At 67.6% G+C, this 24,846-nt stretch carries 25 protein-coding genes; 12 read left to right on the forward strand and 13 right to left on the reverse strand.

Features of this window, described 5'->3' with window-relative positions; genetic code table 11:
* Positions 1-22: 22 nt before the first annotated feature.
* Complete coding sequence (locus BM199_RS08350) at positions 23-637, forward strand: TetR/AcrR family transcriptional regulator (RefSeq protein WP_091671762.1); 615 nt, start codon at positions 23-25, stop codon at positions 635-637.
* Positions 638-646: 9 nt separating this feature from the next.
* Here the strand turns inward: BM199_RS08350 and BM199_RS08355 are convergent, their stop codons facing one another.
* From BM199_RS08355 to mdlC, 4 genes are all read right to left on the reverse strand, one after another.
* Entirely contained in the window at positions 647-1,282 is a 636-nt protein-coding gene (locus BM199_RS08355) for a LysE family translocator (protein WP_091671764.1), read from the reverse strand.
* 67 nt (positions 1,283-1,349) lie between these two features.
* Positions 1,350-2,810: an aldehyde dehydrogenase family protein gene (locus tag BM199_RS08360; RefSeq protein ID WP_091671766.1), complete on the reverse strand. Its 1,461-nt coding sequence runs from the start codon at positions 2,808-2,810 to the stop codon at positions 1,350-1,352.
* A gap of 28 nt (positions 2,811-2,838) precedes the next feature.
* Positions 2,839-4,176 carry an MFS transporter gene (locus tag BM199_RS08365; protein WP_091671768.1) on the reverse strand — a complete coding sequence of 446 codons (1,338 nt, stop codon included), beginning with the start codon at positions 4,174-4,176 and terminating at the stop codon, positions 2,839-2,841.
* Between the two features lie 15 nt (positions 4,177-4,191).
* Positions 4,192-5,778, reverse strand: a complete 1,587-nt coding sequence (gene mdlC, locus BM199_RS08370) for a benzoylformate decarboxylase (RefSeq protein WP_091671770.1) — start codon at positions 5,776-5,778, stop codon at positions 4,192-4,194.
* Positions 5,779-5,892: 114 nt separating this feature from the next.
* Between mdlC and BM199_RS08375 the strand changes: the two genes are divergently transcribed.
* The 4 genes from BM199_RS08375 to BM199_RS08385 all read left to right on the forward strand — a co-directional run bounded on the left by BM199_RS08375 (position 5,893) and on the right by BM199_RS08385 (position 8,499).
* A complete protein-coding gene (locus BM199_RS08375) occupies positions 5,893-6,798 on the forward strand; it encodes a LysR family transcriptional regulator (protein ID WP_091671772.1) in 906 nt (301 codons plus the stop codon).
* 96 nt (positions 6,799-6,894) lie between these two features.
* Positions 6,895-7,155, forward strand: a complete 261-nt coding sequence (locus BM199_RS33225; protein WP_143101797.1) for a hypothetical protein — start codon at positions 6,895-6,897, stop codon at positions 7,153-7,155.
* A 225-nt stretch (positions 7,156-7,380) separates the two neighbouring features.
* The gene (locus tag BM199_RS08380) at positions 7,381-7,758 is read left to right on the forward strand and encodes a DUF4282 domain-containing protein (RefSeq protein WP_091671773.1); all 378 of its coding nucleotides are present in this window, start codon (positions 7,381-7,383) and stop codon (positions 7,756-7,758) included.
* A 114-nt stretch (positions 7,759-7,872) separates the two neighbouring features.
* A complete protein-coding gene (locus BM199_RS08385; RefSeq protein WP_091671775.1) occupies positions 7,873-8,499 on the forward strand; it encodes a TetR/AcrR family transcriptional regulator in 627 nt (208 codons plus the stop codon).
* A gap of 335 nt (positions 8,500-8,834) precedes the next feature.
* On the opposite strand, the gene BM199_RS08390 is transcribed toward BM199_RS08385, so the two are convergent.
* The 5 genes from BM199_RS08390 to BM199_RS08410 all read right to left on the reverse strand — a co-directional run bounded on the left by BM199_RS08390 (position 8,835) and on the right by BM199_RS08410 (position 14,605).
* Positions 8,835-9,845, reverse strand: coding sequence for a hypothetical protein (locus tag BM199_RS08390; RefSeq protein WP_091671776.1), 1,011 nt, complete (start codon positions 9,843-9,845; stop codon positions 8,835-8,837).
* A gap of 60 nt (positions 9,846-9,905) precedes the next feature.
* Positions 9,906-12,617, reverse strand: coding sequence for a glycosyl hydrolase 2 galactose-binding domain-containing protein (locus tag BM199_RS08395; protein WP_177242527.1), 2,712 nt, complete (start codon positions 12,615-12,617; stop codon positions 9,906-9,908).
* Positions 12,618-12,779: 162 nt separating this feature from the next.
* On the reverse strand, positions 12,780-13,352 hold the full coding sequence (locus BM199_RS08400) for a DUF4232 domain-containing protein (RefSeq protein ID WP_091671779.1): 573 nt from the start codon (positions 13,350-13,352) through the stop codon (positions 12,780-12,782).
* Positions 13,353-13,392: 40 nt separating this feature from the next.
* Complete coding sequence (locus BM199_RS08405; protein WP_091671781.1) at positions 13,393-13,998, reverse strand: DedA family protein; 606 nt, start codon at positions 13,996-13,998, stop codon at positions 13,393-13,395.
* Positions 13,991-14,605, reverse strand: coding sequence for a class I SAM-dependent methyltransferase (locus BM199_RS08410; RefSeq protein WP_342741697.1), 615 nt, complete (start codon positions 14,603-14,605; stop codon positions 13,991-13,993). Before BM199_RS08410 ends, BM199_RS08405 begins: the two co-directional genes overlap by 8 nt.
* A 130-nt stretch (positions 14,606-14,735) precedes the next feature.
* Between BM199_RS08410 and BM199_RS08415 the strand changes: the two genes are divergently transcribed.
* Together BM199_RS08415 and BM199_RS08420 are read left to right on the forward strand one after the other, a co-directional pair.
* Complete coding sequence (locus BM199_RS08415) at positions 14,736-15,929, forward strand: sensor histidine kinase (RefSeq protein ID WP_177242528.1); 1,194 nt, start codon at positions 14,736-14,738, stop codon at positions 15,927-15,929.
* The gene (locus BM199_RS08420; protein ID WP_091671785.1) at positions 15,926-16,564 is read left to right on the forward strand and encodes a response regulator; all 639 of its coding nucleotides are present in this window, start codon (positions 15,926-15,928) and stop codon (positions 16,562-16,564) included. Before BM199_RS08415 ends, BM199_RS08420 begins: the two co-directional genes overlap by 4 nt.
* Positions 16,565-16,761: 197 nt before the next feature.
* Here BM199_RS08420 and BM199_RS34235 read toward each other — a convergent pair whose 3' ends face one another.
* The 3 genes from BM199_RS34235 to BM199_RS08440 form a co-directional block, all read right to left on the reverse strand.
* Complete coding sequence (locus BM199_RS34235; RefSeq protein WP_218160313.1) at positions 16,762-17,769, reverse strand: DUF6801 domain-containing protein; 1,008 nt, start codon at positions 17,767-17,769, stop codon at positions 16,762-16,764.
* Positions 17,770-18,724: 955 nt separating this feature from the next.
* Positions 18,725-19,666: a non-homologous end-joining DNA ligase gene (gene ligD, locus BM199_RS08435; RefSeq protein ID WP_091671787.1), complete on the reverse strand. Its 942-nt coding sequence runs from the start codon at positions 19,664-19,666 to the stop codon at positions 18,725-18,727.
* 121 nt (positions 19,667-19,787) lie between these two features.
* Positions 19,788-20,207, reverse strand: a complete 420-nt coding sequence (locus tag BM199_RS08440; RefSeq protein ID WP_342741698.1) for a WGxxGxxG family protein — start codon at positions 20,205-20,207, stop codon at positions 19,788-19,790.
* 266 nt (positions 20,208-20,473) lie between these two features.
* Between BM199_RS08440 and BM199_RS08445 the strand changes: the two genes are divergently transcribed.
* The 3 genes from BM199_RS08445 (at position 20,474) to BM199_RS08455 (ending at position 22,849) form a co-directional block, all read left to right on the forward strand.
* Positions 20,474-21,799 carry a YjiH family protein gene (locus BM199_RS08445; RefSeq protein WP_091671791.1) on the forward strand — a complete coding sequence of 442 codons (1,326 nt, stop codon included), beginning with the start codon at positions 20,474-20,476 and terminating at the stop codon, positions 21,797-21,799.
* Between the two features lie 168 nt (positions 21,800-21,967).
* Entirely contained in the window at positions 21,968-22,486 is a 519-nt protein-coding gene (locus BM199_RS08450) for a hypothetical protein (RefSeq protein ID WP_143101799.1), read from the forward strand.
* Positions 22,487-22,627: 141 nt separating this feature from the next.
* Positions 22,628-22,849 (forward strand): DUF3072 domain-containing protein, encoded by a 222-nt coding sequence (locus tag BM199_RS08455; protein WP_091671795.1) that lies wholly within the window; start codon positions 22,628-22,630, stop codon positions 22,847-22,849.
* An 11-nt stretch (positions 22,850-22,860) separates the two neighbouring features.
* Here BM199_RS08455 and BM199_RS08460 read toward each other — a convergent pair whose 3' ends face one another.
* Positions 22,861-23,337 carry an Lrp/AsnC family transcriptional regulator gene (locus tag BM199_RS08460; RefSeq protein WP_245788227.1) on the reverse strand — a complete coding sequence of 159 codons (477 nt, stop codon included), beginning with the start codon at positions 23,335-23,337 and terminating at the stop codon, positions 22,861-22,863.
* Positions 23,338-23,445: 108 nt separating this feature from the next.
* Here BM199_RS08460 and BM199_RS08465 point away from each other — a divergent pair, with 108 nt between their 5' ends.
* Positions 23,446-24,402, forward strand: a complete 957-nt coding sequence (locus BM199_RS08465) for a threonine ammonia-lyase (protein ID WP_091671799.1) — start codon at positions 23,446-23,448, stop codon at positions 24,400-24,402.
* A 59-nt stretch (positions 24,403-24,461) separates the two neighbouring features.
* A complete protein-coding gene (locus BM199_RS08470; protein WP_177242531.1) occupies positions 24,462-24,809 on the forward strand; it encodes a DUF3817 domain-containing protein in 348 nt (115 codons plus the stop codon).
* Positions 24,810-24,846 lie beyond the last annotated feature (37 nt).

Genomic DNA, 24,846 nt, shown 5'->3' on the forward strand with positions numbered 1-24,846 from the left:
TGGACTTGCTAATCTTGACAAGATGTCCGAGCTAACGCCGCCGCGTCGCAGACGCAGACGAACCGATGCCGACCGCAGTGCCGCCGCGATTCTGCGAGCGGCCACGGAGGCCTTCGCCACGCAACCGAACGCGAGCGTCGAGGACATCGCCACGGCGGCAGGGGTCAGCAGGCAAACCGTCTACGCCCACTTCAAGACTCGCGAGATGCTCGTGCACGCCGTGATCGACGACGTCGCCGCCACGGCGGTGGCGGAAATGGCCGACGCGAACCTGGACGAGGGCCCAGCCGCCGACGCCCTGCTCCGCCTGCTCGACGCGAGCTGGCGGACACTGCAACCCTACCCACTGCTGCTCACTCTCGCCACCAGCACGGTCGGCAGCGAAGCCGACGGCAACCGGCACGCAGCGGTGTTCGACCATCTCGGCCGAGTACTCGCCAGAGGTCAGGAGTCCGGCGAGTTCAGCCGCGAGGTGTCGGCCGCATGGCTCGCGACCGCGATCGTCGCACTCGGCCATGCCGCGGGCAACGAGGTGGCGGCGGGACGGATGACACTCCCGGACGCCACCGCCGAACTGGCCGGCAGCGTGCTACGCCTCTGCGGCGTCGACCCGCGGACCGTCCCCGGCAGGCGGTAAACCGTCCACTCAGGTCTGATCCGCGACGAGCCGCACGGCGAGCGCGCCGAATATCGCCGCGGAAACGCGATCCAGCCAGCGTCGCACGGAAGGACGCCGGAGCAGCAGCGCCGCCAGTGCGCCGGTGGTCAGCCCCACCGTGCCGTCCACCGCGAGGCCGACGGCGATGAACACCGCGCCGAGCACCAGGAACTGCGCCCACGCGGGCAATCCGCCCTCGGTCACCAGGAACTGCGGGAAGAACGCCAGGAAGAAGAGGACCACCTTGGGGTTGGCCAGGTTGGTGAGCACCGCCATCAGGTAGGTCCGCCGCAACGACCGCTCCCCCGCGTGCGGATCCGCGGACCGCTCCTGTGCCTCCGCCGACGACCGCAGGGTGCTCACCGCCAGGTAGACGAGAAACACCGCTCCGGCGATACGTACCACGTCGAGCACGGCCGGAGCCGCCTGCAACAACGTACCCAGCCCGAGCGCCGCGGCCACCGTGTGCACGGCCAGTCCCGTGGACATGCCCAGCGCGGCCACCACCCCGGCCCTGCGGCCCTTGGCGAGGCCGTTCGCGACGATGAACATCATGTCTGGGCCGGGTACGACGCTGATGACGACGGCGACGACCACGAAGGCCATGAGCACGGAGAAGTCCACGCCTCATCCCAGCACACCGAGCCCACTCCGGTGAAACGACTTCCCGGGCACATGGCGGCTTTCGCCCTCAGAAGGGGTAGCGCTGGATCGGCCCTTGGATCGTGGCCCACTGCGTCTCGGTGAATGCCTCGAGGTTCGCGACAGCGCCGCCGACACGACCACCGTTGCCGGAGGCCCCGACGCCGCCGAACGGGACGTGCGCACTGTCGCCCACGGTCTGATCATTGATGTGCACCAGCCCGCTCGGTATCCGCCTGGCCACGTCCCAAGCGGCCATCGCGTCGGCGCTCAGCACACTCAGCGACAGTCCGTACTCGGAATCGCACGCCAGATCGATGGCCTCCTCCACCGAGCCGTAGCGCAGCACCGGCGCCACCGGCCCGAACACCTCCTGGCAGTACGCGGCGGTGTCGCGGCGCACGTTGTCGAGCACGGTGGGCCGGTAGTACAGCCCCTCGTAGGTACCGCCCTCCACGAGGGTGGCTCCCTCCTCGACGCTCGCGGTCACCAGGCGGTGCACGGTGTCGCGCTGGCCGGTGTCGATGATCGGGCCGAGCGCGACCTGCTGGGTGAACGGATCACCGACCGCGAGCGCCCGCGCCTTCTCGGCCAGTACCCGCACGTAATCGTCGGCGATGGACTCATGCACCAGGTGCCTGCCCGCCGCCATACAGATCTGCCCTTGGTGGAGGTAGGAACCCCACGCCCCTGCCGCCGCCGCTGCTTCGACGTCCGCGTCCGGAAGCACGATCACCGCACTGTTGCCGCCCAGTTCGAGGTGCGCACGCTTGAGTCGGCTAGCCGCGGCCACCCCGACCTTGCGACCCGCCGCGGTCGAGCCGGTGAAGGCGATCACCCGCGTGTACCGGTTCTCGACCAGTGCGGCACCGGCGTCGGCCGCCCCCGGCAGCACGTGGAGCACATCCTCCGGCACGCCCGCCTCGGCGAACACCGCGGCGAGCGCGACACCGCCACACACAGCGGTGCGGGTGTCCGGCTTGAGCACCACCGAATTGCCCAGCGCGAGCGCGGGCGCCACCGCGCGGATCGAGAGGACCAGTGGGAAGTTGAAGGGTGCGATGACACCGACCACTCCAGCGGCAACGCGACGGCTGAGGCTCAGCCTGCCGTCCGCCGACGGCAGCACCTCACCACTGGGGTGCGCGGCCAGTGCAGCGGCGGCGTAGCACTCCTGCGCGGCCATACGCGTCTCGATTTCCGCCTTGGCACGAACGGAGCCGGCCTCGCGGACGATCCAGGTGCCGATCTCCTCCGCGTGTTCCTCGAACAGCTGTCCCGCACGGCGCAATATCGCGGCACGATCCTCAAAGGACCTGTCCTCCCAGGCCCGCTGGGCGGTCGCCGCACGGGCACAGGCCGCGTCGATGTCCGCCGGACTCGCGGTTCCGACATGCCCGAGAACGGTGCCGGTGGCAGGCTCCAGCACCTCGGCGACCGAACCGTTCGCGCTTGCCCAGCCACCGAGGAACACCTTCTTCTCCCAGGTAGCGATGTCGAGGAGTGTCATGGAATCGACCTTTCATTCATCAGGGAGCTCAGGCCGGCACGGGTGACGTCGTGACCGCATCAGGCCGAGCGGTTCTGAACCTGCGCTTCGCGACGATCGCCACCGCCACGGCGCCGATGACACCGGGAACGGCGACGGCGATGAAGTTCTGCTGAAACGGCAGCTGCAGCGCCAGCAGCGCACCGCCGAGCGTGGGACCGCCGATCGCCCCGATCCGGCCGATGCCTGCCGCCCAGCCAACGCCGGTGGACCTGACCTCCGTCGGGTAGAACTCCACGGCGAACGCATGGACGATGGCGAGTGCACCGATGGTGGCCGCGCCCGCGACGAACAGCAAGGTGTTGAGCAGGACCGTGGTCGGGTTGAACGAGAGCCCCACCAGCGACACCGCCGCCATCGCGAAATACAGCACGAGCGTGCCGCGATAGGTCCATCTGTCGGCCAGCCAGCCGCCGAAGACCGCACCGACCATGCCGCCGATGTTCAGCATCACCAACGTCCAGAGCGCCGAACTCAGGGCGTAACCTGCGGTCTGCATCAGCTTCGGCAACCACGTGTTCAGGCCGTAACTGAGCAGCATGCACATCGCGAAGAACGTCCAGATCAGCACGCTGTTCAGCGCATTGCCGTTGGACACCAACTGCTTCACCCGCGCCCTGCGGATCTCGGGACGCGCGGTGGCCACCACGTCCGAGAGATCCCGTCGCGGATCCACCTTGCTCAGCACCGCGATCAACTTCCCCTGCTGGCCGTTCAGCGCGAGGAACTCCGGTGACTCGGGCAGGAACCTGACCAGCACCGGCACCAGCAGCAGCGGCAGACCGGCGACATAGAACACACCGCGCCACCCCCACACCGGTTCGATGTTGATCGCGAAGACAGCCGCACCGATCCCGCCGACGGAGTAGAACGACGACACGAATGTGACCAGCAGTGCCTTCGAGGCACGGGGCGCGAACTCAGCCGTCAGCGCGAGAAAATTGGGCACGAGCGCGCCGAGCGCGGCACCCACGACGAACCGCAGCACCCCCAGCTGCTGCGGGCCGGTCGTGAACGCGCACGAGAACGACGCCACGCTTGCCACGGTCACACAGGACAGCATCAGCGGACGCCTGCCGTATCTGTCCGCGAGCGGCGCGATGAACATGCCGCCGACCAGCATGCCGACCAGCGCCAGCGACCCCAACACCCCCGCGGTCACCGGATCCATCTGCCATTCGTCCATCAGCCGAACGACAACCGTGCCGTAGGACACCATGTCGTAGCCGTCGACGATCATCAGCGCCGCGCACATGGCGATGACGCCGACGTGGAAACGGGTCAGCCGCGCATCGGAAACCACCGACGTCACTGTCGTGTGGGGCATGGGGTTCCTCCCGGTTCAGGGTTCGGTGAGTTCGGTCTCGACCTCGATGACAGCCGGCGCGCCGCTGCCGAGAGCCGTTTTGAAGGCGCGGACGAACTCGTCGCCGGTGCGCACCGCCGTCGCCGTGACGCCGTAGCCAGTCGCGAGTGCCACGAAGTCGATCCCTGGCACATCCATTCCCGGCGTCTCGCCCGCACCGAGCACTCCCGAAAACCAACGCAACGCGCCGTACGTGCCGTTCTTGAGGATCACGATGATCACCGGGATCTCGTACTGCGCGGCGGTCCACAAGGCGGTGATGCCGTAGTTCGCCGAGCCGTCGCCGATGAGTGCGACGACCTGGCGTTCGGGTCTGGCGAGCTGGGCGCCCACGGCCGCGGGCAGTCCGAAACCGAGACCGCCGGACGCGGGAAAGAGGTAACTGCACGGGCGGGACAGGTCCATCAGCGACCAGAACGCAGCGGTCGTCGAGGTCGACTCCTTGACGTACATCGCGTCGTCCGGAGCGGTGCCGCGCACGAGTTCGAACAGTTCCTCGGGATGCACTCGGTCAGCCGAGGTGCGTGCGGGCGGGAAAGCGGGAAGTGGTGGGAGCGCGGTCCGCAGGCCAGGTGTCACCGCACCGGCGAGGCGGGACAGGGCATCACGAACTCCGCCCACCAGTGCCTCGCCCATCGGAGCACGGGCCGCCTCGCCCGCATCGCCGGTGAGGTGGATGAGGCGGGCGTCGGCGGGCAGGTACTGACCGGGCACGAACTGGTGGTATCGGAACACGGGTGCACCGACGACCAGGATGAGGTCGTGCCCGGACAGTGAGTCGCTGACTCCCCGCACCGCGGCAGGCAGCACGCCGCGGAAGCTGCGGTGCCGAGTCGGGAAAGGACAGCGCGATGGTGACGGCGCGATCCACACCGGTGCGGCCAGCGCCTCCGCGAGCCGCACCGCGTCGTCGTTCGCGGCCTCGGCATCCACTTCTGGGCCCAGCACCAGTACTGGCGACCGGGCGCTGTCGAGTGCGCCGGCCAGGTCGTCGAGCTGCGCGGCGCTCAGCGAGGCCGCGGCCGCGGTGCTGCGGCCCAGCAAATGCTGTGCCTCCGCTGGAGCCTCCTGTGCCCAGTCGTCGTACGGCACGGAGACGTACACCGGACCCTTGGCCGGCAGGTTCGCGGTGTGGATCGCCTGACTGATCGACCTCGGCACGTCCTCCGCGCAGGCAGGCTCACAACTCCACTTGACCAACGGCTTGGGCAGCGACGCCGCGTCAACGTTGGCGAGCATCACCTCCTGGCCGATGGTGGAACGGACCTGTTGTCCCGCGGTGATCACCAGTGGCGTGTGTGAGTAGACCGAGTTCGTCAACGCGCCCATCGCGTTCCCGCTGCCCGCGGCGGCATGCAGATTCACGAATGCCGGCCCGCCGCGGGCTTGCGCATATCCGTCGGCCATCGCCAGGACCGCGCCCTCGTGCAGGCCGAGGACGTACCGGAAATCCTCCGGCATCCCAGCCAGGAAAGGCAGCTCGTTGGAGCCAGGATTGCCGAAAATCGTGGTCAGGCCGTGCACCCGCAACAGCTCGTAGGTCGCCTCGCTCACGGTGGCCATCGAATTCTCCAGCGTCCTGTGGGGGATGTGACCTGACACACGCTAGAAACCTCGACGGCATAGGTCCAATGACTGTTGTCAATAAACCTATAGACAGCATCTATATTGTCCCGTATGGCCGAGGTCGACCTGAACCTGCTGAAGACGTTCGTGCTGCTGTACGAGACGCGCAGCGTCACGCGAACCGCCGAGTCGCTGTTCATCACCCAGCCCTCGGTGAGCCACGCGCTGCGCCGGCTTCGCAGGCAGTTCAACGACGAACTGTTCCTCCGCTCCGCGAACGGACTGGTGGCGACCGAAACCGCGGCTGGAATCTATCCGCGACTGAATCAGGCGCTGGAGGTGATCAACGAGACCGTGCGCGGCGTGGGCCAGTTCGACCCCACCACCTCGGAACGCACCTTCCGGCTACTGGCAACGGACCTCGGGGAGATCGCGCTGCTGCCCGACGTCCTCGCGACCATCGGAAATCTCGCGCCGCACTCCACAGTGCAGGTCATTCCACTCGATTTCTCCACCGCGGCGGAGGAACTCAGGCAGGGACACGCCGACGCCGTCATCTGCACCCCGCGTATCGACTCGGCCGACCTGCAACGCGACCCGCTGTTCCGGGGAAACTATCTCGGGCTCTGCGCACGCACACACCCGCGGATCCGCAGTCGCCCGACACTCGAGGAGTACCTGGCGGAGCGGCACATTCTGGTCGATGCCGCGGCCGGACACGTGGACGCGGACCGGATCCTGACCCGGCTCGGCCACCGGCGGGACGTCGCGGCCCGGGTTCCGCATTTCGCTGTCCTGCCCGAACTCGTCGCCAGGACCGGATACCTCGGCGTGGTACCGAGTGGTGTGGCGGACCTGTTCACCCAGCGGTCCGACGTCCGTACGTTCGCCCTGCCCTTCGAGGTTCCCGAAGTCGAGGTCGCGCTGTACACGTACCGCCGGGCCCTGCCCTCGCCCGGTATCGAGTGGCTGCGCGGGACCGTCGCGTCGGTGCTGCGTCAGGACGAACCGGCCTGACCGATCAGCTCCCGCGCGGCCGGGACGACGTCCGGTCAGCGGTAGACGACATGCGGAGCCGGAAGGAACGTGCCGCGGACGCGGCTGTCGAGACTCATGCCCGAGCTGGAAGCGGCCAACCGCCGGTTCATCGATCGCACAGCGGAGGGAAATGCGGGCAGCCCGCGTGGCGAACCCCCAGCAGGCAGCCCGGCTTTTGGTGGCGCAATGGACGGGCTCCGCTACGACGCGCTTGTCCGGCCCTGTCCAGGAGGGCATGACAGAGCGGCACTGCGGAACGGGATCGACGCCATCGTGCGCGGCATCCTCGCCACGCACGAGGCGTCGACACCCAACACACGCGCGGGACCTCGGTGATGTCCCGACGTCGCGGCACGTTCGCGTGCGATCACCCGTAGCTCGTCCGCACCCAACCAGCGGGCGGGCCCCGAACGCAGCGCTGAGCTGCGGTGCGGACCAGAGTGGACGGTCATGAGAAGCCCACCTTTCTGTCAGGGGTGACGACGACGCTGAGCCCGCACGCGCAGGAGCCCCGACCAGTCCTGCGCGCCGTTCAGCTGACCAAAAACCAAAGGGAGCACCGTGCTCAGCCTGTTCGATCTCACGTTCAAGAAGTTCGTCACACCGACAGTTGCGAAAATCGTCTACATCCTCGCGATGATCTTCATTGCGGTCTCGTACATCGGTTTCACCGTCGCCGCCTTCAATGTCGACTCCGCGCTGGGCGTGCTGGTACTCCTCGTCCTCGGACCGCTGGGGTCGCTACTCTACCTGTGCCTGTTCCGCGTGGTGCTCGAGTCGCTACTCTCCATGATCCTGACGGCGCAGAACACGGCCGAACTGGTGCGCCTGCAACAGGCCTCGTCCTCGCAGACGCAACCCGTACCGGGTTCCCCGTTCTCCGGCCCACAAGGTCAGCAGGGGCCGCAGGGTCCATACGGCTACCCGAACCAGCAGTAGCCGGACAGCCGCCGTGAGTGCGCAACCTCGAACGCGCTCACGGCGGTCAGCCTCCACTGAAACTTGCCAGTCCGGAATTTTTGCCCTTTCGGCAATTTTTGCTATGGTTGCCGTATGGCAGCTGACGACGAGGACACCGGCCTGCGCGAGCGCAAGAAGCGGGAAACGCGTATCGCGCTGAGCCGGGCGGCGATCCGCCTGAGTATCGAGCGCGGCTGGGACAGCGTCACCGTGGACGACATCGCCGCCGCGGCGAACGTCTCCCCGCGCACCTTCCGCAACTACTTCGCCAGCAAGGCCGAGGCGATCGCCTCCGGCCATCTCGAGCGCACCTCGCGGATCGCGGAGGAACTACGTGCACGACCGGCGTCGGAGCCCTTGTGGGAAGCCATTCTCAATGCCGCGTCGAGCCAGTTCGACCTGAAGCGCGATTCCGGCGGCACGGCGCAGACCGACCAGCGCTGGATGGATGGGCTCCGGGTCATCGTCGCAGAACCGGCGGTCCAGAGCGAGGTTCTCAAGGCGAACGTCGCCGCGCAGGAAGAACTCGCCACGGCGATCGCCGACCGCACCGGAACGGTTGCCGCACAGGATCTCTACCCACAGCTTGCCGCTGCGGTCGCGAGCGCGGGAATCGCCACGGCCGTGCAGTACTGGGTGCGTGCCGATCCCGGCGGCTCCGCCGTCCCGCTGCTGCGCGAGGTGTTCACCAGGATAGCGGCCGGCCTGCCGTCCCCTTGAGCGACCGAACGCCCAGTCGGAACTACTTCCACCCTGCAGGAAAGGAGCAACTGGATGATCACCGATGTCGTCGTCGCCGGGGGCGGCCCCAACGCGGTGGACGCGGTCTCTTACGGAAAGCCGGGCCGTTCATCGCCAACGTGTGGTCATCCACGGACCCCACCGGCAGTCGGCAGCCACGACCATCCTCCGGGCGGCCCCGGCTGCCGACTTGTGAACAACCCTCAGTGGCACACCAGATCCAGCCGCCTTCACAAGGACGTGCGAGTGGCTGGGCAGCGCAGGGGGCCGGGGGCCGGGGCACGCCCACGAGGAGCGATCCCTTCTCCGCCACCTCAGAACCGGCTGATCTGAAAGACACCGATGTCGTCGGCGGAACGGCCTTCACTCGGAGAACTCTGGTTGAATGAGGCTTCGACCGCTACCCATCCATGGAAACCGCCGTCGCTGTCGATGATCTGCATCATCGGCTTCACGTGCGAGTTGCCGGTGTAGCAGTGCTCACCCCGGTTGTCGGCGAGCGCCGTACGCCAGTGCCACAACGTGTTGCGCCTGTCGGTGGAACTGGCGTTGGCCGTAGCCAGATAGTACTGCGTGGCCGTGGTCGTACCACCGAGACAGCGCGCGCTGTCACACCGCCGCCAGTCGCGCATCCAGAAGGGGCTGCCCGAACCCTCGTCCAGATAGGGCTTGCCGGAGTTGGTCTTCCACAGGTGGAAATCGTGCCGGAACTTGCTGTGGTCGGCCGCGGCGATCGTGGCCATGGACGCACGATCATTCCACTGCGCGTTGCTTCCGTATCCGTAGCCGTGCGTCGCGCCGAACGAGCTGCGCTTGAATCCCAGTTTCGCGAGTTTTCCCTCGATCGGCTGGCTGACGGTCCACTCCTCCCAGCCGTTGCCGTCCCACTGGATACGCAGAACTGATCCGCTGACGGTGTAGGTTCCCGTCAGCTTCTGCGGTGGCGAGCTCGCCTGGAAACCCGTGGCCGTCTGCACCTGACAGGCGCGGGCACGACACCCCACGCCCCGCACACCGGTGTAGCTGCGTTTGCCGGGTGAACGCTGGGACCAGTGAAAGTGGGACTCGTAGGCCTTGCCGTCGGCGGTCAGTGAGTAGTTGGCCAGGCGCACCCAGTTCTGCCGCGACCCCGTGTCCATCTTGCCGATCGCCACGACGAACCGGTGCATGCCTGCCGGAGCACCAGCGGCGACCGCGGGCTGGGCGACAGCGGGCAGCAATGCCGCGGCGAAGACGGTGGCCAGCGCGGCCGCGAGTATCGAGCGCAACAATCGCCGGGTACGCGGGGCAAGGTCGGTGAACTGTGGCTTCCGGTGAATCCCCATGTTGTCTCCAAAATCGGCCGGTGGAACGGCTGTCCGGACATGTATCTTCTCGTGGCCTCGCTAACGCAGCGGGGCCACCACCTCCTGCTGCTGCACGTTCCAGCCGGAAAGCTGGACGTGCGGCACGGCCGCACCGAGGTCGGCCACGTCGTACTCGGCCCGCAAGGTCAGCTTCTCCCCCGGCCAGAGGGTCACATAGTTGTCGCTCCAGGTCGCGGGCGTGAGTTGGGTCCCGTTTGCTCCCTTGCGCAGGCTGGCCCGCAGGAAGAAGCCGACAGTCGGCTCGGCCGAGGTGTTGCGCACGGTCACCTCCGTAACCGCCTTTCCGCCGCGCACCGAGGTCCTGGCATTCTCGGCGACCACTCGCGCGCCGGGAAGATCCTGCAACTCGGTCATATCCGCGTACTCGACCGTCGGGGAATGCCACCAGGTCGCCTTGCTGTGGTCGACCACGTCGTCCTTCGTCGACAGCCAGTAGACGTTTCGGTCCACCTGCTTGCTACGTGCGTCCTCCAGCACCAGTCGGAGGAAGTACGCGCCGTCCACATCGGCTGGTTTCGGCATCGCAAGGGCACGCTGGGACGAACCGGATCCGACCTGCACAGGAGCGCTGTTCTCGGCCAGCACTCGGCCGTCCACATCGAACTGTGTGGCCCGAACGGTCAGCCCGGAAACCTCGTCCGGTCCGGTGTTCACGACGGCCACCGACGAGTCGTCGTAGGAGTACTGGACGTGCACCGGGCGCAGTGCGGTCTTCGCGCCGTAGTAGGAGCCGTTGGTTCCCATGGTGTGATCGAAGAGGTGCCAGTACAGCGTCGGCCACGGGTTGTTCAGCATCCAGTAGATGACCCCTGTGGCCGGGTCCCGCGGATCGCCGAAGTCTCGGCCGTACGCCTCGAACTGTGCCCTGTTGCCCTCGTAGTTGGAGAGCTGGGCCTTGCGCAGGAAGTCCTCGAGGTCGCGGATCGGGCCATACCGATGCTCGAGGGCCCTGGTGAGGTCGGTGAGGGTCGAGAAGACCTCCTTCTTCGCCAGGTGGTAGTGCGGCTGGTCCGGATTGCGCCAGAGATCGGTGATCTCGTCCTCGGTGAGGAACTTCCGCAGGCTGTCCAGCTCCGGGATCATCGGCCCTGATCCGACCTCGGAGGCGAAACCGTAGTTGCCGCCGAGGCGCGTGCCGTACCAGTAGTTCGGCGGTACCCACCAGTACGGGCCATCCATCTTCATTCCCGCCTCACCCAGCAATGGTGGCGGGGGTACGGTGCTCGGCCTGCGCGCGGCCGACGGCAATACCGGCACCCGGAAGTCGACCTCGGCGAAGGCGTCGAGATAGAGCTTCTCGATCTCCGCCGTCGCGTAGTTGTCGCTGCCAATGAAGAACCCGAGGATGCTCGGGCTGTTCACCATTCTTCTCGCCTCGGCGAGCCCGGACTCCGCCGCCACCCGGGAGTCTTCCTCGGTCCACGGATGTGTGGCGTTCTTCTTCGCCCACGCCTCCCATTTGGTGCAGCATTCCCACCCCGGCATCAGCATGATGCCCATTTGGTCGGCATGCTCCAGCAGTTCGTGGTCCTCCTGCTTGCCTTCCAGCCGAATCGTGTTGAGGCCGAGATCGCGAACGTACTCCAGCTGATCGGCCAGCCGCTCCGGTTGGGTGCGGAGGAACAGGTCAGAGGACCAACCGCCGCCGCGGGCACCGAACGGCTTGCCGTTGACGAAGAACTCCCGGTATCCCTGCGGGGTCAGCTCGGAGCGTACGTCCCGGATCCCGAACTTGCGCTCGGCCCGGTCGGCACTGGTGCCACCGACCTCGGCACTCATCGACAGCCGGTACCTCGGTTGCCCACCGAGCTGGGCGGGCCACCAGACCTTGGGGTCGCGCAGGTTGAGTTGCGCGAACTCGGCCGGTGTGAACTCCACGGTGCGGGTCTGTTCAGGTTCGAGGGACACCCGCTTCGCGACATCGATCTTGTCGATCCGGCCACGAACCGTCGCGGCGACCCGGCGGGTGGTGTTGTTGCGCACCTCGGCCTTCACCGTCACGGCGGCTTTGTCCAGTGCGGGTACCTCGAGTTCGGGCAGCGCCCTCGGATCGAGCAGGGAGACCGGACCGGTGCTCACCAGTTCGACATCCCGCCAGATGCCCATGTTGTTGTCCGGCGCGGGCGGGCTCCAGTCGAGAAAGCTGACCGTCAGATCCCGGAACGGATCGGCGGGCATGGCCTTGACCGCGATCGCGTTACGCCCCGGACGGAGCAGGTGGGTGACGTCGAACTCGTGCATCGGGTAGGCGCCGACCATCTCGTCGGTGCCGGCCAGTTTGGTCCCGTTGAACCAGACCTCACCGCGCGAGATGACACCACCGTTGAACCGGAGAAAGGTGTGCGTTCCCGGTTTTGGCACGGCCAGCAGTTCTCGCCGGTACCACCACGGCACGGCGAAGTCCGCCGGGTCCACCGCGTCGCGCAGATTTGTCGAGTATTTCAGGTCGGGATAACGGCCTGCCGCGACCAGTCCGGCGAGCACAGTGGACCTGGCCGGTACACGCAGCCACTCGCGGTCCGCGAAACCGGGCCGGGAGATCGTGTCGCCTTCCGCAGCTGTCGCCGAGGAGGAAGCGAGCCGCCAGTCCGGCACCCGCACGCTCTGCCCGGGTTTGTGTGGTGCGAGGAAGCCGCCCGGCCCGCTCCCCGCCGCGGCCTGTTCGTCGTCCTGCTGCCCGAATGCGGCCGGGCCTGCGCCGGCGAGCAGGGTGACTGCGAGGACCGCCACCAGTAATCGAAGTCGCGACCTGGACCAAAGCCTGTTGCGCCGGATCATGTCAGCACAATGGCCGAGGTGACATATTTTCAGCAAGGTACCCGATCGAGCCAACATATTCCCAACACGGTCCCGGCGTCGTTCAGCACGTTCGGCGGACGCGTGACCTCGCGCTCACTGAGCGAGTTCCACGTCCCACGCGGTCAGCTCGACCTTGCCGGTGGTACCGAGATCGGTCTCCACCGCGAGCGTCTGCGGCTTCTCCCCCGGCAGAGTCGAGACCGTGAGCGCGGCGCCCGTCTCCAGCTCGCCGTGGGTGACCGTCGCCGACCAGGCGACGACCGACAGCAGCTCCGCCCCTGGCTCCAGCTTCCTGGTCTTCGGACCGGGATCCCGTGCCATGTAGGACGAATCGTGCCGCACCTCGATGTCGAGGGGCACACCGGCGTTGTTCAGGACCGCGATCGCCGGATAGCCGGAGACCGTACGAGGATCTGAGCCGCAGTTGCGCATCGTCAACACCACGGCGCGATGGCCCAGCGCTGCCTCGACCGGCCCCGCCTCGTACCGGACACCGGACGCAGGGCACACCCCGGGCTCCAAGGTCTCGGGGCCGGGCTTCCAGACCGTGCTCGGCCCGGCGCTGATCGGCAATGTGGGCTGCGCCGGGGCAACGGGCCTGACGCCGCACGCGCCCACCAGTAGCAGGGACAGCGCAGTGAGCGCGATCTTCGTCCCGTCCCCCATGACAACGATCCTAGAGGATCCGGCTGGGACCCCTGCCTGCTCACCGTGTCTCGCGATCCAGGACGGCGGATGCGGCGAGCACCACTTCCGTTCGCGGCTTCCGTCGGTGCCGGGGCATCAGCAGCACCAGCCCCACCAGGATCAACCCGGCGAGTGCGAGGCCGATACCCACCCGCTCGAACGCCTGCCCCGCCACGTGTCCGATCAACACCCAGCCCGCGCCCCACAGGGCCGCGGCGGGCAGGTTCCAGCGGACGAACTTCCGGTACGGCATACCGGACACGCCCGCGAGCCGTGGTGTCAGCGTCCGGGTCACCACCACGAACTGACCGGCCGCGAGCGCAGGCCCGCCGTAGCGGTCCAACAGACCGCAGGCACCCCGCCACCCTTGCCCACAGGACCTGCCCGCTCCGCGCCACCTCCCGGTCAGGTAGGCGAGTTGCGGGCCGAGCGGGGCGACGATGGCCATCGCGACCATCGCCGCGGGCAGGGAAACGACCTGCACGGAGGTGAGAAAACCCAGTGTCAGCAGCCCACTCGCCCCAGGAAGCAGCACACCGATCAGCAGGCCTGCCTCCGCCACCACCAGTCCGCCGACCACCAGCAGCACCGGCACCGCCGAAAGCCCGGTTAGCAGTTCAACCACTGCGCACGGCCCTGCGGCAGACGTAGACGCGTGCCGGCGGCACGTTCGCCCACACCGTCCGGCCCACAATCACCTCGTCGAACGCGTCCCGCACCAGGTGATGGAACCGGCGAGCACCTGCCAGAGCGCGTGCATGGAGGTAGGCGAAGGTGGTGAACGCGGCCCCGGGAGCGAGCACGATGCCGATCTGGTCGAGGATGCGCCGCTGTACCGGCAACGGGAAGAGTGTCCACGGCAGACCGGACACCACGGCGTCCACGCGGCACAGCCCCTGTCCGGCGAGTAGCGGAATGAGGTCGCCGGCGTCGCCGTGCACCACTTCGACCGCTGGCTGCGTCTCTCGCACGTGCTCGGCCAGATTCCGGTTGGCTTCAATCGCGATGTGCCGTGCACCGGCAGGCAGACGTCGCTGAATGGCGGCGCTCACGGAGCCGGTGCCTGGTCCGAGTTCCACCACCACTGGCTGACCTGTGCTCGGCACCACGGAGGCAAGTGTGCGCGCGAGTGTGGTGGAACTCGGAGCGACAGCGCCGATCGCTGCCGGCTCCCGAAACGCGGCGGCCAGGAACGTCCGGTAGTCCTGTGACCTCGGTGAAGACATCATCATGACCCCCACGTTCGTGCACGGGGCCGAGGTGCGACTCAGCCTGCGAGCCGTGATCCACGGCCTCCGGGAGGAACACGCCTCCTCCCACGGCAGGAGGCGCTTCCCTTCGGGGTCGCCTACGGTCGCTACCGTGAACACCGTCCGGTACCCCTCGCCGCTGGGGGTCAGGCTCACCCCGATCCGCCTCGCACCACTCGTGGTCGTTCCCGCGGTGCTGACGCTGCTGACCTCGCACCACCTCCCGCTGACCACGATGGACTGGATTCTGTCGATGTCCTCCGCGGTCCTGTTCGCCTTCGGCGGCCGGTGGCCGGTGACCATCGCGGTCGCGCAGTCTGCGCTGGCAGCCGCCGTCCCGTTCGCGATGGCGCCGAACTCGTTCATGACCCCCGTCTTCGCCGGTGCGGCACTCGTCGAGGCGGCGATGCGCAGCAGGGGCAGGCAACCGGCCCTCATCGCGGCGAGCGCGTGGACAGTGGCCATGGCGCTCACCGTCGGGGCGGCACCGGGCATGATGTTCTCACCCGCGAACCTGTTGCGGCTGATACTGCTCGTGGCGGGGCCGGTCCTGCTGGGCCTGCATCTCCGCTCGCTCCGCGAACTCGTCGAGCGCTACCACCGGCAAACCATCGAGGCGGAGCGCAGACGAGCCACCGACGCGCGCGAGGCACGCACGGAGGAGCGCATGGCGATCGCCCGAGAACTGCACGACCTCGTGGCTCACCACATCGCCTCAATGGTGTTGCGTGTTGGAGTCGCCCGGCACGTCGTGTCCGGAATGGACAAGCGAGTGGCGCAGGTGTTCGACGACGTGCACGACACCGGAACCTCGGCGCTGGCCGACCTGCGCCGCCTGGTCGGTGTGCTGCGTGATCCGTCCTCCGTGGAAGTTCCACTGGTGGAACCGGGCGATGTGGTCACCGCGCTCGACGAGGTATCCGAGCGCGTGCGGAAGGCTGGTCACCCGCTGACGGCGACCATCGACCCCGACGTGTCCGGCCTCGACGCGGTATGTCGGCTGGCCGTGCTGCGAGTGGTTCAGGAGGGCCTGACGAACGTGCTCAAGCATGCAGGACCGGCTGCTCGGGTCCGTCTCGCCGTGCGGATGGACGCCGCGGAAACCGTGTGGGTGGAGATCGAGGACGACGGGGCGGGGCGGACCCACGACACCACTCCTGAAGCGGCCGACCGGCGGGGGCACGGGCTGATCGGTATGCGCGAGCGGGTGGAACTGGTCGGCGGCGAACTGGAGGCGGGCCCCTCGGACCGGGGCTGGCGGGTGCAGGCCGTGCTGCCCGCGACCGCGCGGGAGGCCAACCGGTGATCCGCGTGCTTCTCGTGGACGATCAGCAACTGGTGCGCGCGGGCTTGCGGATGTTGTGTGAATCCACGGACGATCTACTCGTGGTGGGCGAGGCCGCCAATGGTCACGAGGCGGTACGGCTGGCCGAGCGCGACGTGCCGGACGTGGTGCTGATGGACCTGCATATGCCCGGTATGGACGGGATCACCGCGACCGAACGGGTTCTGCGGATCCGTCCGGGTACGCGGGTGCTGGCGCTCACCACGTTCGACGATGACGATCATCTGTATCCGGCACTCGCGGCCGGCGCGTGCGGCTTCCTCGTCAAGGACGCCACACCCGCCGACCTGCTGAACGCTGTGCGCAAGGCGGCGGACGGCGGCAGCCCGTTCAGCCCGCCCGTGCTGCGCCGCCTGGTCGGCCAGGCAGTGCGCTCGCACACTTTCGTCCCGGATCCCCGTCCGCTGCCCGAGCTCACCAACAGGGAGCGGGACGTACTGGCGCTCATCGCGGAGGGACTGTCCAATGGCGAGATCGCCGAACGTCTGCACGTCGGTGTCACGACGGTCAAGACCCATGTCGCGAACCTGATGGCGAAGACCGGCGGCGACAACCGGGTACGGCTCGCCGTGCTCGCCATCCAAGCCGGGCTGTGACCGCGCCGGCTGCTTCGACTCACACCGTCTTCACCGTCACCGACGAACAGCCAATCGCGCCCGGTGTGACCATGACGTTCCTGGAACGAAGACAAGCTCCGGCTCAGCTCCGTGTGTGCGAGGACAACCGAACGGCTCCGGGCGGCGACTGACGGGAATCCCGCTCAGTCGCCGCCCGGAACTCGGCCGTGATCAGCTCACTCGGTGCGTCGACGCTGGTGGGCGAGCAGGACGGCCCCGCCGCCGATCAGCAGCAGTCCGGCCGCGATGGGCAGGCCGACCGAGACCCCGGTACTGGCGAGGCCGCTGTAGTCGTCATTGTTGTTGCCCACTGGGGTGTACGAACCGTCGTAACCGCCGGGCGGCTGCGATCCGCCGGGCGGCGGAACCGTGGTTCCCGGCGAACTCGGGTCGGTCGGACTCGTCGGATCCGTGGGCTCGGTCGGATCCGTCGGGTTGGTGGGCTCCGTCGGGTTGGTCGGCTCGGTGGGTTCCGTGGGCCCGGTGGGTTCCGTGGGTTCCGTGGGCTCGGTGGGTTCCGTGGGTTCCGTGGGCTCGGTCGGTTCCGTGGGCTCGGTCGGGGTCGTGGTGCCGCCGCCCTCACCGGTGATGTCGATCTCGGCCAGCACCGGGTTCTGCCCGGGATCCTGCGTGCAGGCCGAGTCGAACGTCCCCAGGCCCGTCTCGGAACCGTCTGCCGTCCGTGGCGTCAGCGTCAGCAGCAAGTCACCCACGGAGATTGTCGCGGGCCCCGGCTGGGTGAACGTCAACGATGGTGCCGATCCGGTCGCTACCACCTCGAACGGCCCGGAGGCGGGAACCGGGGTTTTGGCCACGGTTGTCGGAACCTGGACGTCCAGCGAGCCCTGCGGTGCGTCCACGGTCGAATCCGCCAGTGCCGAGCCCTCCACCGTCTTCGCCCCGACCAGTGTCAGTCCCTGTGTCGCGGTGTCCGGCACAGTGGAAACCGCCTCGATGTCGAACGCAGGCGTCGGCACACCCACCTCGGCGGTGGTCGGTAGATCCGCCGAGATCACGACCTTGATCGGCTGCACGCCGATCAGCGGGAACGGGCACTTGTAGGTCAGTTCCAAGCTCACCGGCTCGGCGGCACTCGTCCCGGCTCCCAGCAGCAGGCCGGCTGCCGCGACGGTCGTGGCCGCCGCGGCGAACCCGGCACCGAACTTCCGCGATCTCGTCAACACGTCAGTTGTTCCTCTTCCGTCATGTCTGGTCTCTTCGTGGATCCGCTCCCAGGAAAGCGGCTTGGGCGAAAAGGGAACGCGTCACATGCACAGGCGGTTTCCTGGTGCTACAGCGGGGAAAACTACCCCCGACGCACCACGACAACAAGGAGTCCGGCCAAGTAAGGAACAATTCTCACGCCAACCGTCAAGCACGTGACAATTCCGTCCCCGGCAACGCTCAACCACGCACAGTTCTGGTTCACCGCTGTTACAGACCGAAGGAAGACCACCAGAAGCCATGACCACAGTCGTAGAGCCCCCGGCTGCGTGGCACCGACCCGGGGATGGTGCGTCTGCAAGTACCCCCAAGCAAGATCATCGGCATCGCCAACTACCCCCATCTTCAGTCCACTCACGACACTTTCTCCGTAAAGTGGTTGTTGTGTGGGAAAGAGGTGGTTCCCGCGTGGCAGCTCTCCGAGGGGGAGCTGCTGGGCGGGCTGCTCGAGTCCGAAAAAGTGTTCCGTCAGCAGTACGGGCGAATTCTGGAACTGGTGGCGGAGACCGAGAAGCGGGGCGCGGCCGCCGCGCAGGGGTATGCGGGCACGGTGTCGCCGCTGATTATGGCCCTGCACCTGGCCCGGGGCGAGGCCAAAGCCCGCCTCGCGCACACGGCGACCCCGATGCCGCTGGCGGAGGAAGCGTTGCGGGCGGGGGAGATCGGTGCGGGGCACTTCCGGCTACACCAGCATCAGCCATGCTTCGCATCCGCCACGGCACCCCCGAATTCGTCCCGCCCGAATGGCTGGATCCGGAGCGGAAGCCCATACGCAACACCGCACACCACCCGCCCAGCCGACGCGGACGGACATACCTCGCCAACGGCAGGCAACCTCAGCGCCCATACCGGCCGTGTAGGGCACTTTCACCGGAAAGTGCCCTCGACACCTGAGTGCGAGTCACGCCACCGTGCTCAGGTGTCGAGGCTGTCCCGGTCAGCCCACTCGAGCAGAGTGTCCAGCACGTATGCGGTGTCGTCGATGCCGTCGTGCAGGTCGCCGAGCTCCGCGAACCGGCCGGGAACCGTCGCGATGGTGCAGTCGCGTGGCTCGACGTCGTCCACCTCCTGCCAGGTGATGGGGGTGGAAACGGTCGCCTCTGGCACCCCGCGCACGGAGTAGGCGCTGGCGATGGTGTGATCTCTCGCGTTCTGGTTGAAGTCCACGAACACCCGCGCGGGATCGCGGTCCTTGCGCCACCACGCGGTGGTGACCTCGCTCGGCGCGCGGCGTTCCACCTCCTTGGCGAAGGCGAGCGCCGCCCGCCGAACCTCGGCGAAACCCCAGCGCGGCTCGATGCGGACGTAGATGTGCAGGCCGTCGCCGCCCGAGGTCTTGGGCCAGCCGACCATCCCCAGCTCGTCGAGCACCTCGTGGGCGACGTGTGCGACGCGGCGCACGGTGTCGAAGTCGCAGTCCGGCATGGGGTCGAGATCGATGCGCCACTCGTCCGGCCGCTCGGTGTCGGACCTGCGCGAGTTCCACGGGTGGAACTCCACGGTGGACATCTGCACGGCCCACACCACGCTCGCCGCCTCGGTCACGCACAGTTCGTCGGCATGGCGTTTGTACCGGGGGAACTCCACCCGCACCGTCTCCACCCAGGACGGAGCACCCTGCGGAATCCGCTTCTGGTGCACCTTCTCCCCCGCGACTCCGGACGGGTACCGGTGCATCATGCACGGTCGTTCCCGTAGCGCCCGGACGATGCCGTCACCGACGGCGAGGTAGTACCGAGCGAGGTCGAGCTTCGTCTCGCCGCGAGCCGGGAAGTACACCCGATTCGGGTTGGAGATACGCACCGTCCTGGTCCCGACCTCGAGTTCGATCGCGGGATCCTTCGCGTCCTTCGCCATGGAAAGAACGTAACCGGAATCGGGCGGGCCGGCTCCACGAATTGAGGGAGTGCCAGTCACATAAGAGAATGCGCCCTTGATGTGAGCACCGCTCTCGATCTGGAATTGCTCTCGCAGCCGCTCACGGCCAGCGCCGGAGGGGTTTCTCGGAGGCGAGTTCACCTGACCCCGGCGCCGGAGCCCCGCCGGGCAGTGGAGTGTTCCGGACCTGTGGTGGGATCGGCTGCCCGCCGGGTGGGGTGTACGCCCCGTTCGCGTCAGGGATGCGCGGCTGGTGCTCGGCGGGATGACCAGCAAGCGCGTTCTTTTGATCGCGACGTGGCGGGCGGCGGAGGAGCCCGAACAGACCCAGCAGGCCGGCGAGGCCGAACAGGCCCCACAACCCGTCGTTGTTCTCGCCGGTCCGCTCGATCTCCTGAGCCTGTGGCGGTGCCGCGTACCCCTCGTCCTGTGGCGCAGGCTGGGCCGCGGCCACCGACGAGAAAGACATCGCGGCACCGATGGTCGCAGCCGCCACCCACAGCCGAATCCTTTTCGACATCTCGCCAGAGCTCCCAACGTCGAGCACAGCCCCCGAGCCGATCTCCGGGGCGAACCGCCGACATACCCAGTCGCGTGGCGGATCATCAGGTGATCACTCGAATGTGTGTCCGTTTTCGCCGGTTCGGGTGGCGCCACCACGTCTGGAATACCAGACGTAATCTCCTTGTCCACTCTGGAACCGCCATCGTCCGCGGGGTGCAATGGGCCAACTCGGTGACCGGCCGACCGGTCACCGCAACCCGGAGTCGGAGGTGTCCACGCGCGATGACGACGACAGACCCAGAAAGCCCCGCCGTCACCCGCAGACTCGTGCTCGCCACCGTGGGCGGCGCCCTCTTCTTTCTGCTCCCGGTGCGCTGGGACGGGAGCTGGACGGTCCCGTTCGACGTCGCGGTCAGCACGATCACGGGTGAACTCACCTGGCTCGTCGAGTACTACAGCCTCGCCATCATCCTCGGCGCTCTCGCCCTGACCGTCGCGGCGTACGGGCCGCTCGGCGCGCGCTGGTCGTTCGTGCGTGGCTTTCGCGCGCACTGGCTGATGATCGTGTTGCGCGTGGCCGGCGCGGTACTTGCGCTGATGATCGTCACGGGAACTGGCCCGGCCGCTGTGCTCGACCCCTCGGTCGGCGGCCTGATGTACGGCAAGCTGGTCGCCGCGGTCGCGGTGATCGTGCCGATCGGCGCACTCTTCGTGACGCTGTTCGTCGCGTTCGGTGGACTGGAACTGATCGGCACCCTCGCCCGGCCGGTGATGCGCCCGCTCTTCCGGGTACCGGGAAGGGCCGCACTCGACGGCCTCGCGTCCTACGTCGGCAGCTACTCCGTCGGGCTCTACGTCACGAACAAGATGTACCTGGAGTCGCGGTACTCCGCCCGCGAGGCCGTGGTCATCGCCACCTGTTTCTCCACGGTCAGCCTCGGCTTCTTCGCCGTTGTCGCCTCCACCCTGGACCTGCTGCCGTACTTCGGCCTCCTGGTGCTCGTCGTCTCGCTGCTCACGCTCGTACTCTCGGCCATCCTGTGCCGGGTGCCGCCGCTGTCCCGTATCGCCGACACCTACGTGGGCGAGCCGGTCCGGGAAGCCGAAGTGCCCGGCCGGCTGTGGCCCGCGGCGGTCCGTGCGGGCCGCAACCGTGCGGCGGTGTCCGACTCGGTACCGCAGGAGGCGAAAAGGGGCCTGCTCGACGGCTTACGACTGGCCATGACAGTCGTACCCGCGATCCTCACGGTCGGCGTGCTGGCCATCCTCGTCGCGAACCACACTCCGTTGTTCGAGTGGCTCAGCGCGCCGGTGGAGCCGCTCATCTCGCTCGTCGGGATTCCGGACAGCGAGGTGGTCGCCCAGTCCACCGTGATCGGGATAAGCGAGATGTTCCTGCCCGCGCTGCTGGCCGTCGACGTCTCGCTGCAGGCGAAGTTCTTCGTGGCGGCCATGTCACTGACGCAGATCTTCTTCTTCAGCGCCACCATCCCGCTGCTGCTCTCTCTCGAACTACCGGTGCGGTTGTGGCACTGCCTTGTGCTGTTCGTGCTCCGGACGCTGATCAGCATCCCGATTCTCGCGGTCGTCACCCATCTGCTGTTCTGACCGAAGTCCTGTTAGGAGGTCCGTGTTGTGCACGAAGGCGCCAATAGCGCTGCGGGCAGTGCCGCGCTACCTACTTTCGACGGGAAGATTGTATCTCACATTCGGGTACAGAATGGACAGAGAGCGCTAATATCCGGAGGTCAAATCGAGCTAGAGAGCGGACAGATCATGAAGCTTCGTCGTGCCACGGCTGTGGCCCTGATGGCCGCATCGGTCACCATCGCACCAGCCGCGCTGGGGGGTGGCGCCCAGGCGCTCGCGGCGTGCCCCGAGGTGGGAAACGTGTACTACTCCATCTCGAACGGCGCCAAGAGCTGGCTGAAGACCAACCTCCGTAGCGACTACCTCAGGGGCCCGGGGACGATCACCTACAACAAGACCACCACGTCCTCGGTGAACGCGTCGGTCTCGGGCACGACCAGCGCCGAGGCGGGTGTCGTCTTCGCCAAGGCCAGCGTGTCTCTCAGCGTGACCGTTGGTGGAAGCTACTCCAAGTCCGACTCCTGGTCCTACGCCGCCCACGTGGCCTCGGGACAGACCAAGCGCCTGCAGCAGTACAAGGAAAGCCGCTCCTTCACCGCGAAGAAGACGCGCATCGTCGCCCCCTGCACCACGCGGACGGACTGGACGCGCAAGTTCAACGCTCCGGTGAAGAGCGCCACCTACAAGTGGCAGCTCACCAGCTGATCTCGCGGTGGCGGTAGCCCCGGCACGGCCTGGCGAACTCGTTCGCCAGGCCGTTTCTGTGAGCCAGGAAACGCGACGGGGGTCGTGTCGAACACGGCGATCGGGGGTACCGCCCAGGTATCGGCGAACCGAAGGAGGACCATGAGCGAGCAGCGCGGTCGTGACGAGGGTCAGGTGTCCCCGACCCCGGAGAAGGATCCCGGCGACTGGGTCACCGGGGACGAGCCGATGACCGGACCGCAACGGTCGTATCTGCACACCCTGGCACAGGAGGCAGGTGTCGAGGTGCCGGACGGACTGTCCAAGGTCGAGGCGTCCCAGTGGATCGACCGGTTGCAGGAACAGACCGGCCGGGGCGACTGACCGCGGGCCACTCACCCGCGCAGCGGCACGAACCTGCCCGTCTTGATCGCATCCAGCACGGGCAGGGTGTCGAACCTGCGCACGTTCTCATCGCGCATGAAGAGCCGGTCCGACACCTCCCTGCACTCCCCGAGATCACGGGTGACCAGGATGACCAGGTAGTCCCACTCCCCGGCCAGGTCGTAGCACTGCTGCACCCGTGGTTCGGCGAGCATGCGTTTTCTGAAGGACGCGTGATGTTCCGCGGACTCCCGGTCCAGCGTCACCAGGACGGCCGCGAGCGCCGTACTTCCGGCCCTGCCCGGATCGATCACCGCGACCTGCCGCGTCAGGAGTCCCGCGGCGCGGTACCTGGTGAGTCTGCGCTGCACCGCGCTGGGCGAAAGGCCCACCTCGGCGCCGAGATCGTGCAACGGGCGGCCGGCGTCCTGTTGAACCAGATCCAGGAGATGCCGGTCGATCGCGTCGAGAACGAGTGGTTGTTGCACGCAATAATCTTGCGCGATCGCGGGAAAATATTCAATCGTGACCACCGATGGCCGTCCTAACGTGGGGTTCGTCGGCATCCGCCCTGAAGAGGAGTTTCCGTGCGAACCATGTCCCATCGCGACGACGAAGCCGTCGCCGAACTGTCGCTCACCCGCATCGCGAAGGCACACAGCGTGATCGATCCGGTGTTCCGGGACACCCCGCAGTTCGTGGACGAGCAACTGTGCGCGGAGCTGGGCAGGCGAGTACTGGTGAAGGTCGAGACGCTCAACCCGCTGCGCAGCTTCAAGGGACGCGGGGCGCAGGTGCTGGCACAGCGTTTCGCGGGAGGCACCACCCTCGTTTGCGAGTCCACCGGCAACTTCGGGCAGGCAGTGGGCTATGCGGCACTCCGCAGGGGTCTGCACGCGCACGTGTTCATGACCGCAGGGGGAAACCCGGCCAAGATCGCCCGGATGCGGGGCTTCGGCGTGCGCGTGCACGAGACGTCGGGTGACGCACGGGAGGCCGCCGTGGCTTTCGCGGCCGAACGGGCCGACCGGGTGTTCGTGGAGGACGGCGACGATCCGGCGATCGCCGAAGGCGCGGGCACGATCGGCGTCGAACTGCTCGCGTCGGGCCCTGTCGACACTGTGGTGGTGCCCGTCGGAGACGGCAGCCTGATCACCGGCATCGCCCGCTGGATCAAGGACCGCTCCCCCGGCACCCGAGTCGTCGGTGTCTGTGCCGCGGGGGCGACGAGCGTCGCGGAGAGCTGGCGGACCGGGGAGGTGGTGAGCAGGCGGCCGGACACGATCGCCGAGGGGATCCGGATCGAGCGGCCCGTGCCGTCTTCGCTGGCCCGCATGCGGGGTTTGGTCGACGACATCGTCCTGGTCGACGACTCGGCGATGCTGACCGCGATCCACACCGCCGCGGTCACGCTGGGCATCGTGCTGGAACCCTCGGGTGCCGCGGGGCTTGCCGCGATCGCCGGGCATGACCTGCCGGGTGATCTCGTCGCGACAATCCTCACCGGGTCGAATCTCGACCCTTCCCTGTTCGGGACGGTCTTTCCGCGCTGAGCGTGCCCCTGCCCGGGGGAGACTCCGACGGCGTCGGGGTGGTGGGCCACAATGACGCGGTGACCACTTTGCTGGACGTGAGTACCCCCGCCACCCGTTTCCGGCTCGTCGCCGTCGCCGAGGCGATCTCCTGGGCAGGCCTGTTGACCGGCATGTTCTTCAAGTACGTCGTGGTGCACAACGAGATCGGCGTCAAGATCTTCGGGCCGATCCACGGCGCGGTCTTCGTCGCCTACATCGCGATCGCGCTCTGGGTGACCCGGCCACTGGGATGGAGCAAACGCACGATGGTGATCGGGCTTCTCGCCAGTATCCCGCCGTTCGGCTCCGTGTGGTTCGAGCGCTGGGCGGCACGGCGTGGCGCCATGGGTGAGCTCTCCACCGGACAGGGCGAGCCGAAGGGGTGAAGCGGTGGGCCGCATGTCCGGCCCACCGCCGCATCAC

The sequence above is a fragment of the Amycolatopsis marina genome, from assembly GCF_900111885.1.
GTDB lineage: Bacteria > Actinomycetota > Actinomycetes > Mycobacteriales > Pseudonocardiaceae > Amycolatopsis > Amycolatopsis marina.

Coding starts and splice junctions, on each gene's coding strand:
- BM199_RS08450 (WP_143101799.1), top strand. CDS start 21,968: ATGAAGCTTCGTCGTGCCACGGCTGTGGCCCTGATGGCCGCATCGGTC.
- BM199_RS08390 (WP_091671776.1), bottom strand. CDS start 9,845: ATGGGGATTCACCGGAAGCCACAGTTCACCGACCTTGCCCCGCGTACC.
- BM199_RS08455 (WP_091671795.1), top strand. CDS start 22,628: ATGAGCGAGCAGCGCGGTCGTGACGAGGGTCAGGTGTCCCCGACCCCG.
- BM199_RS08365 (WP_091671768.1), bottom strand. CDS start 4,176: ATGCCCCACACGACAGTGACGTCGGTGGTTTCCGATGCGCGGCTGACC.
- BM199_RS08465 (WP_091671799.1), top strand. CDS start 23,446: ATGTCCCATCGCGACGACGAAGCCGTCGCCGAACTGTCGCTCACCCGC.
- BM199_RS33225 (WP_143101797.1), top strand. CDS start 6,895: ATGCCCGAGCTGGAAGCGGCCAACCGCCGGTTCATCGATCGCACAGCG.
- BM199_RS08385 (WP_091671775.1), top strand. CDS start 7,873: ATGGCAGCTGACGACGAGGACACCGGCCTGCGCGAGCGCAAGAAGCGG.
- BM199_RS08410 (WP_342741697.1), bottom strand. CDS start 14,605: ATGATGATGTCTTCACCGAGGTCACAGGACTACCGGACGTTCCTGGCC.
- BM199_RS08440 (WP_342741698.1), bottom strand. CDS start 20,207: ATGTCGAAAAGGATTCGGCTGTGGGTGGCGGCTGCGACCATCGGTGCC.
- ligD (WP_091671787.1), bottom strand. CDS start 19,666: ATGGCGAAGGACGCGAAGGATCCCGCGATCGAACTCGAGGTCGGGACC.
- BM199_RS08360 (WP_091671766.1), bottom strand. CDS start 2,810: ATGACACTCCTCGACATCGCTACCTGGGAGAAGAAGGTGTTCCTCGGT.
- BM199_RS08400 (WP_091671779.1), bottom strand. CDS start 13,352: ATGGGGGACGGGACGAAGATCGCGCTCACTGCGCTGTCCCTGCTACTG.
- BM199_RS08350 (WP_091671762.1), top strand. CDS start 23: ATGTCCGAGCTAACGCCGCCGCGTCGCAGACGCAGACGAACCGATGCC.
- BM199_RS08445 (WP_091671791.1), top strand. CDS start 20,474: ATGACGACGACAGACCCAGAAAGCCCCGCCGTCACCCGCAGACTCGTG.
- BM199_RS08375 (WP_091671772.1), top strand. CDS start 5,893: ATGGCCGAGGTCGACCTGAACCTGCTGAAGACGTTCGTGCTGCTGTAC.
- mdlC (WP_091671770.1), bottom strand. CDS start 5,778: ATGGCCACCGTGAGCGAGGCGACCTACGAGCTGTTGCGGGTGCACGGC.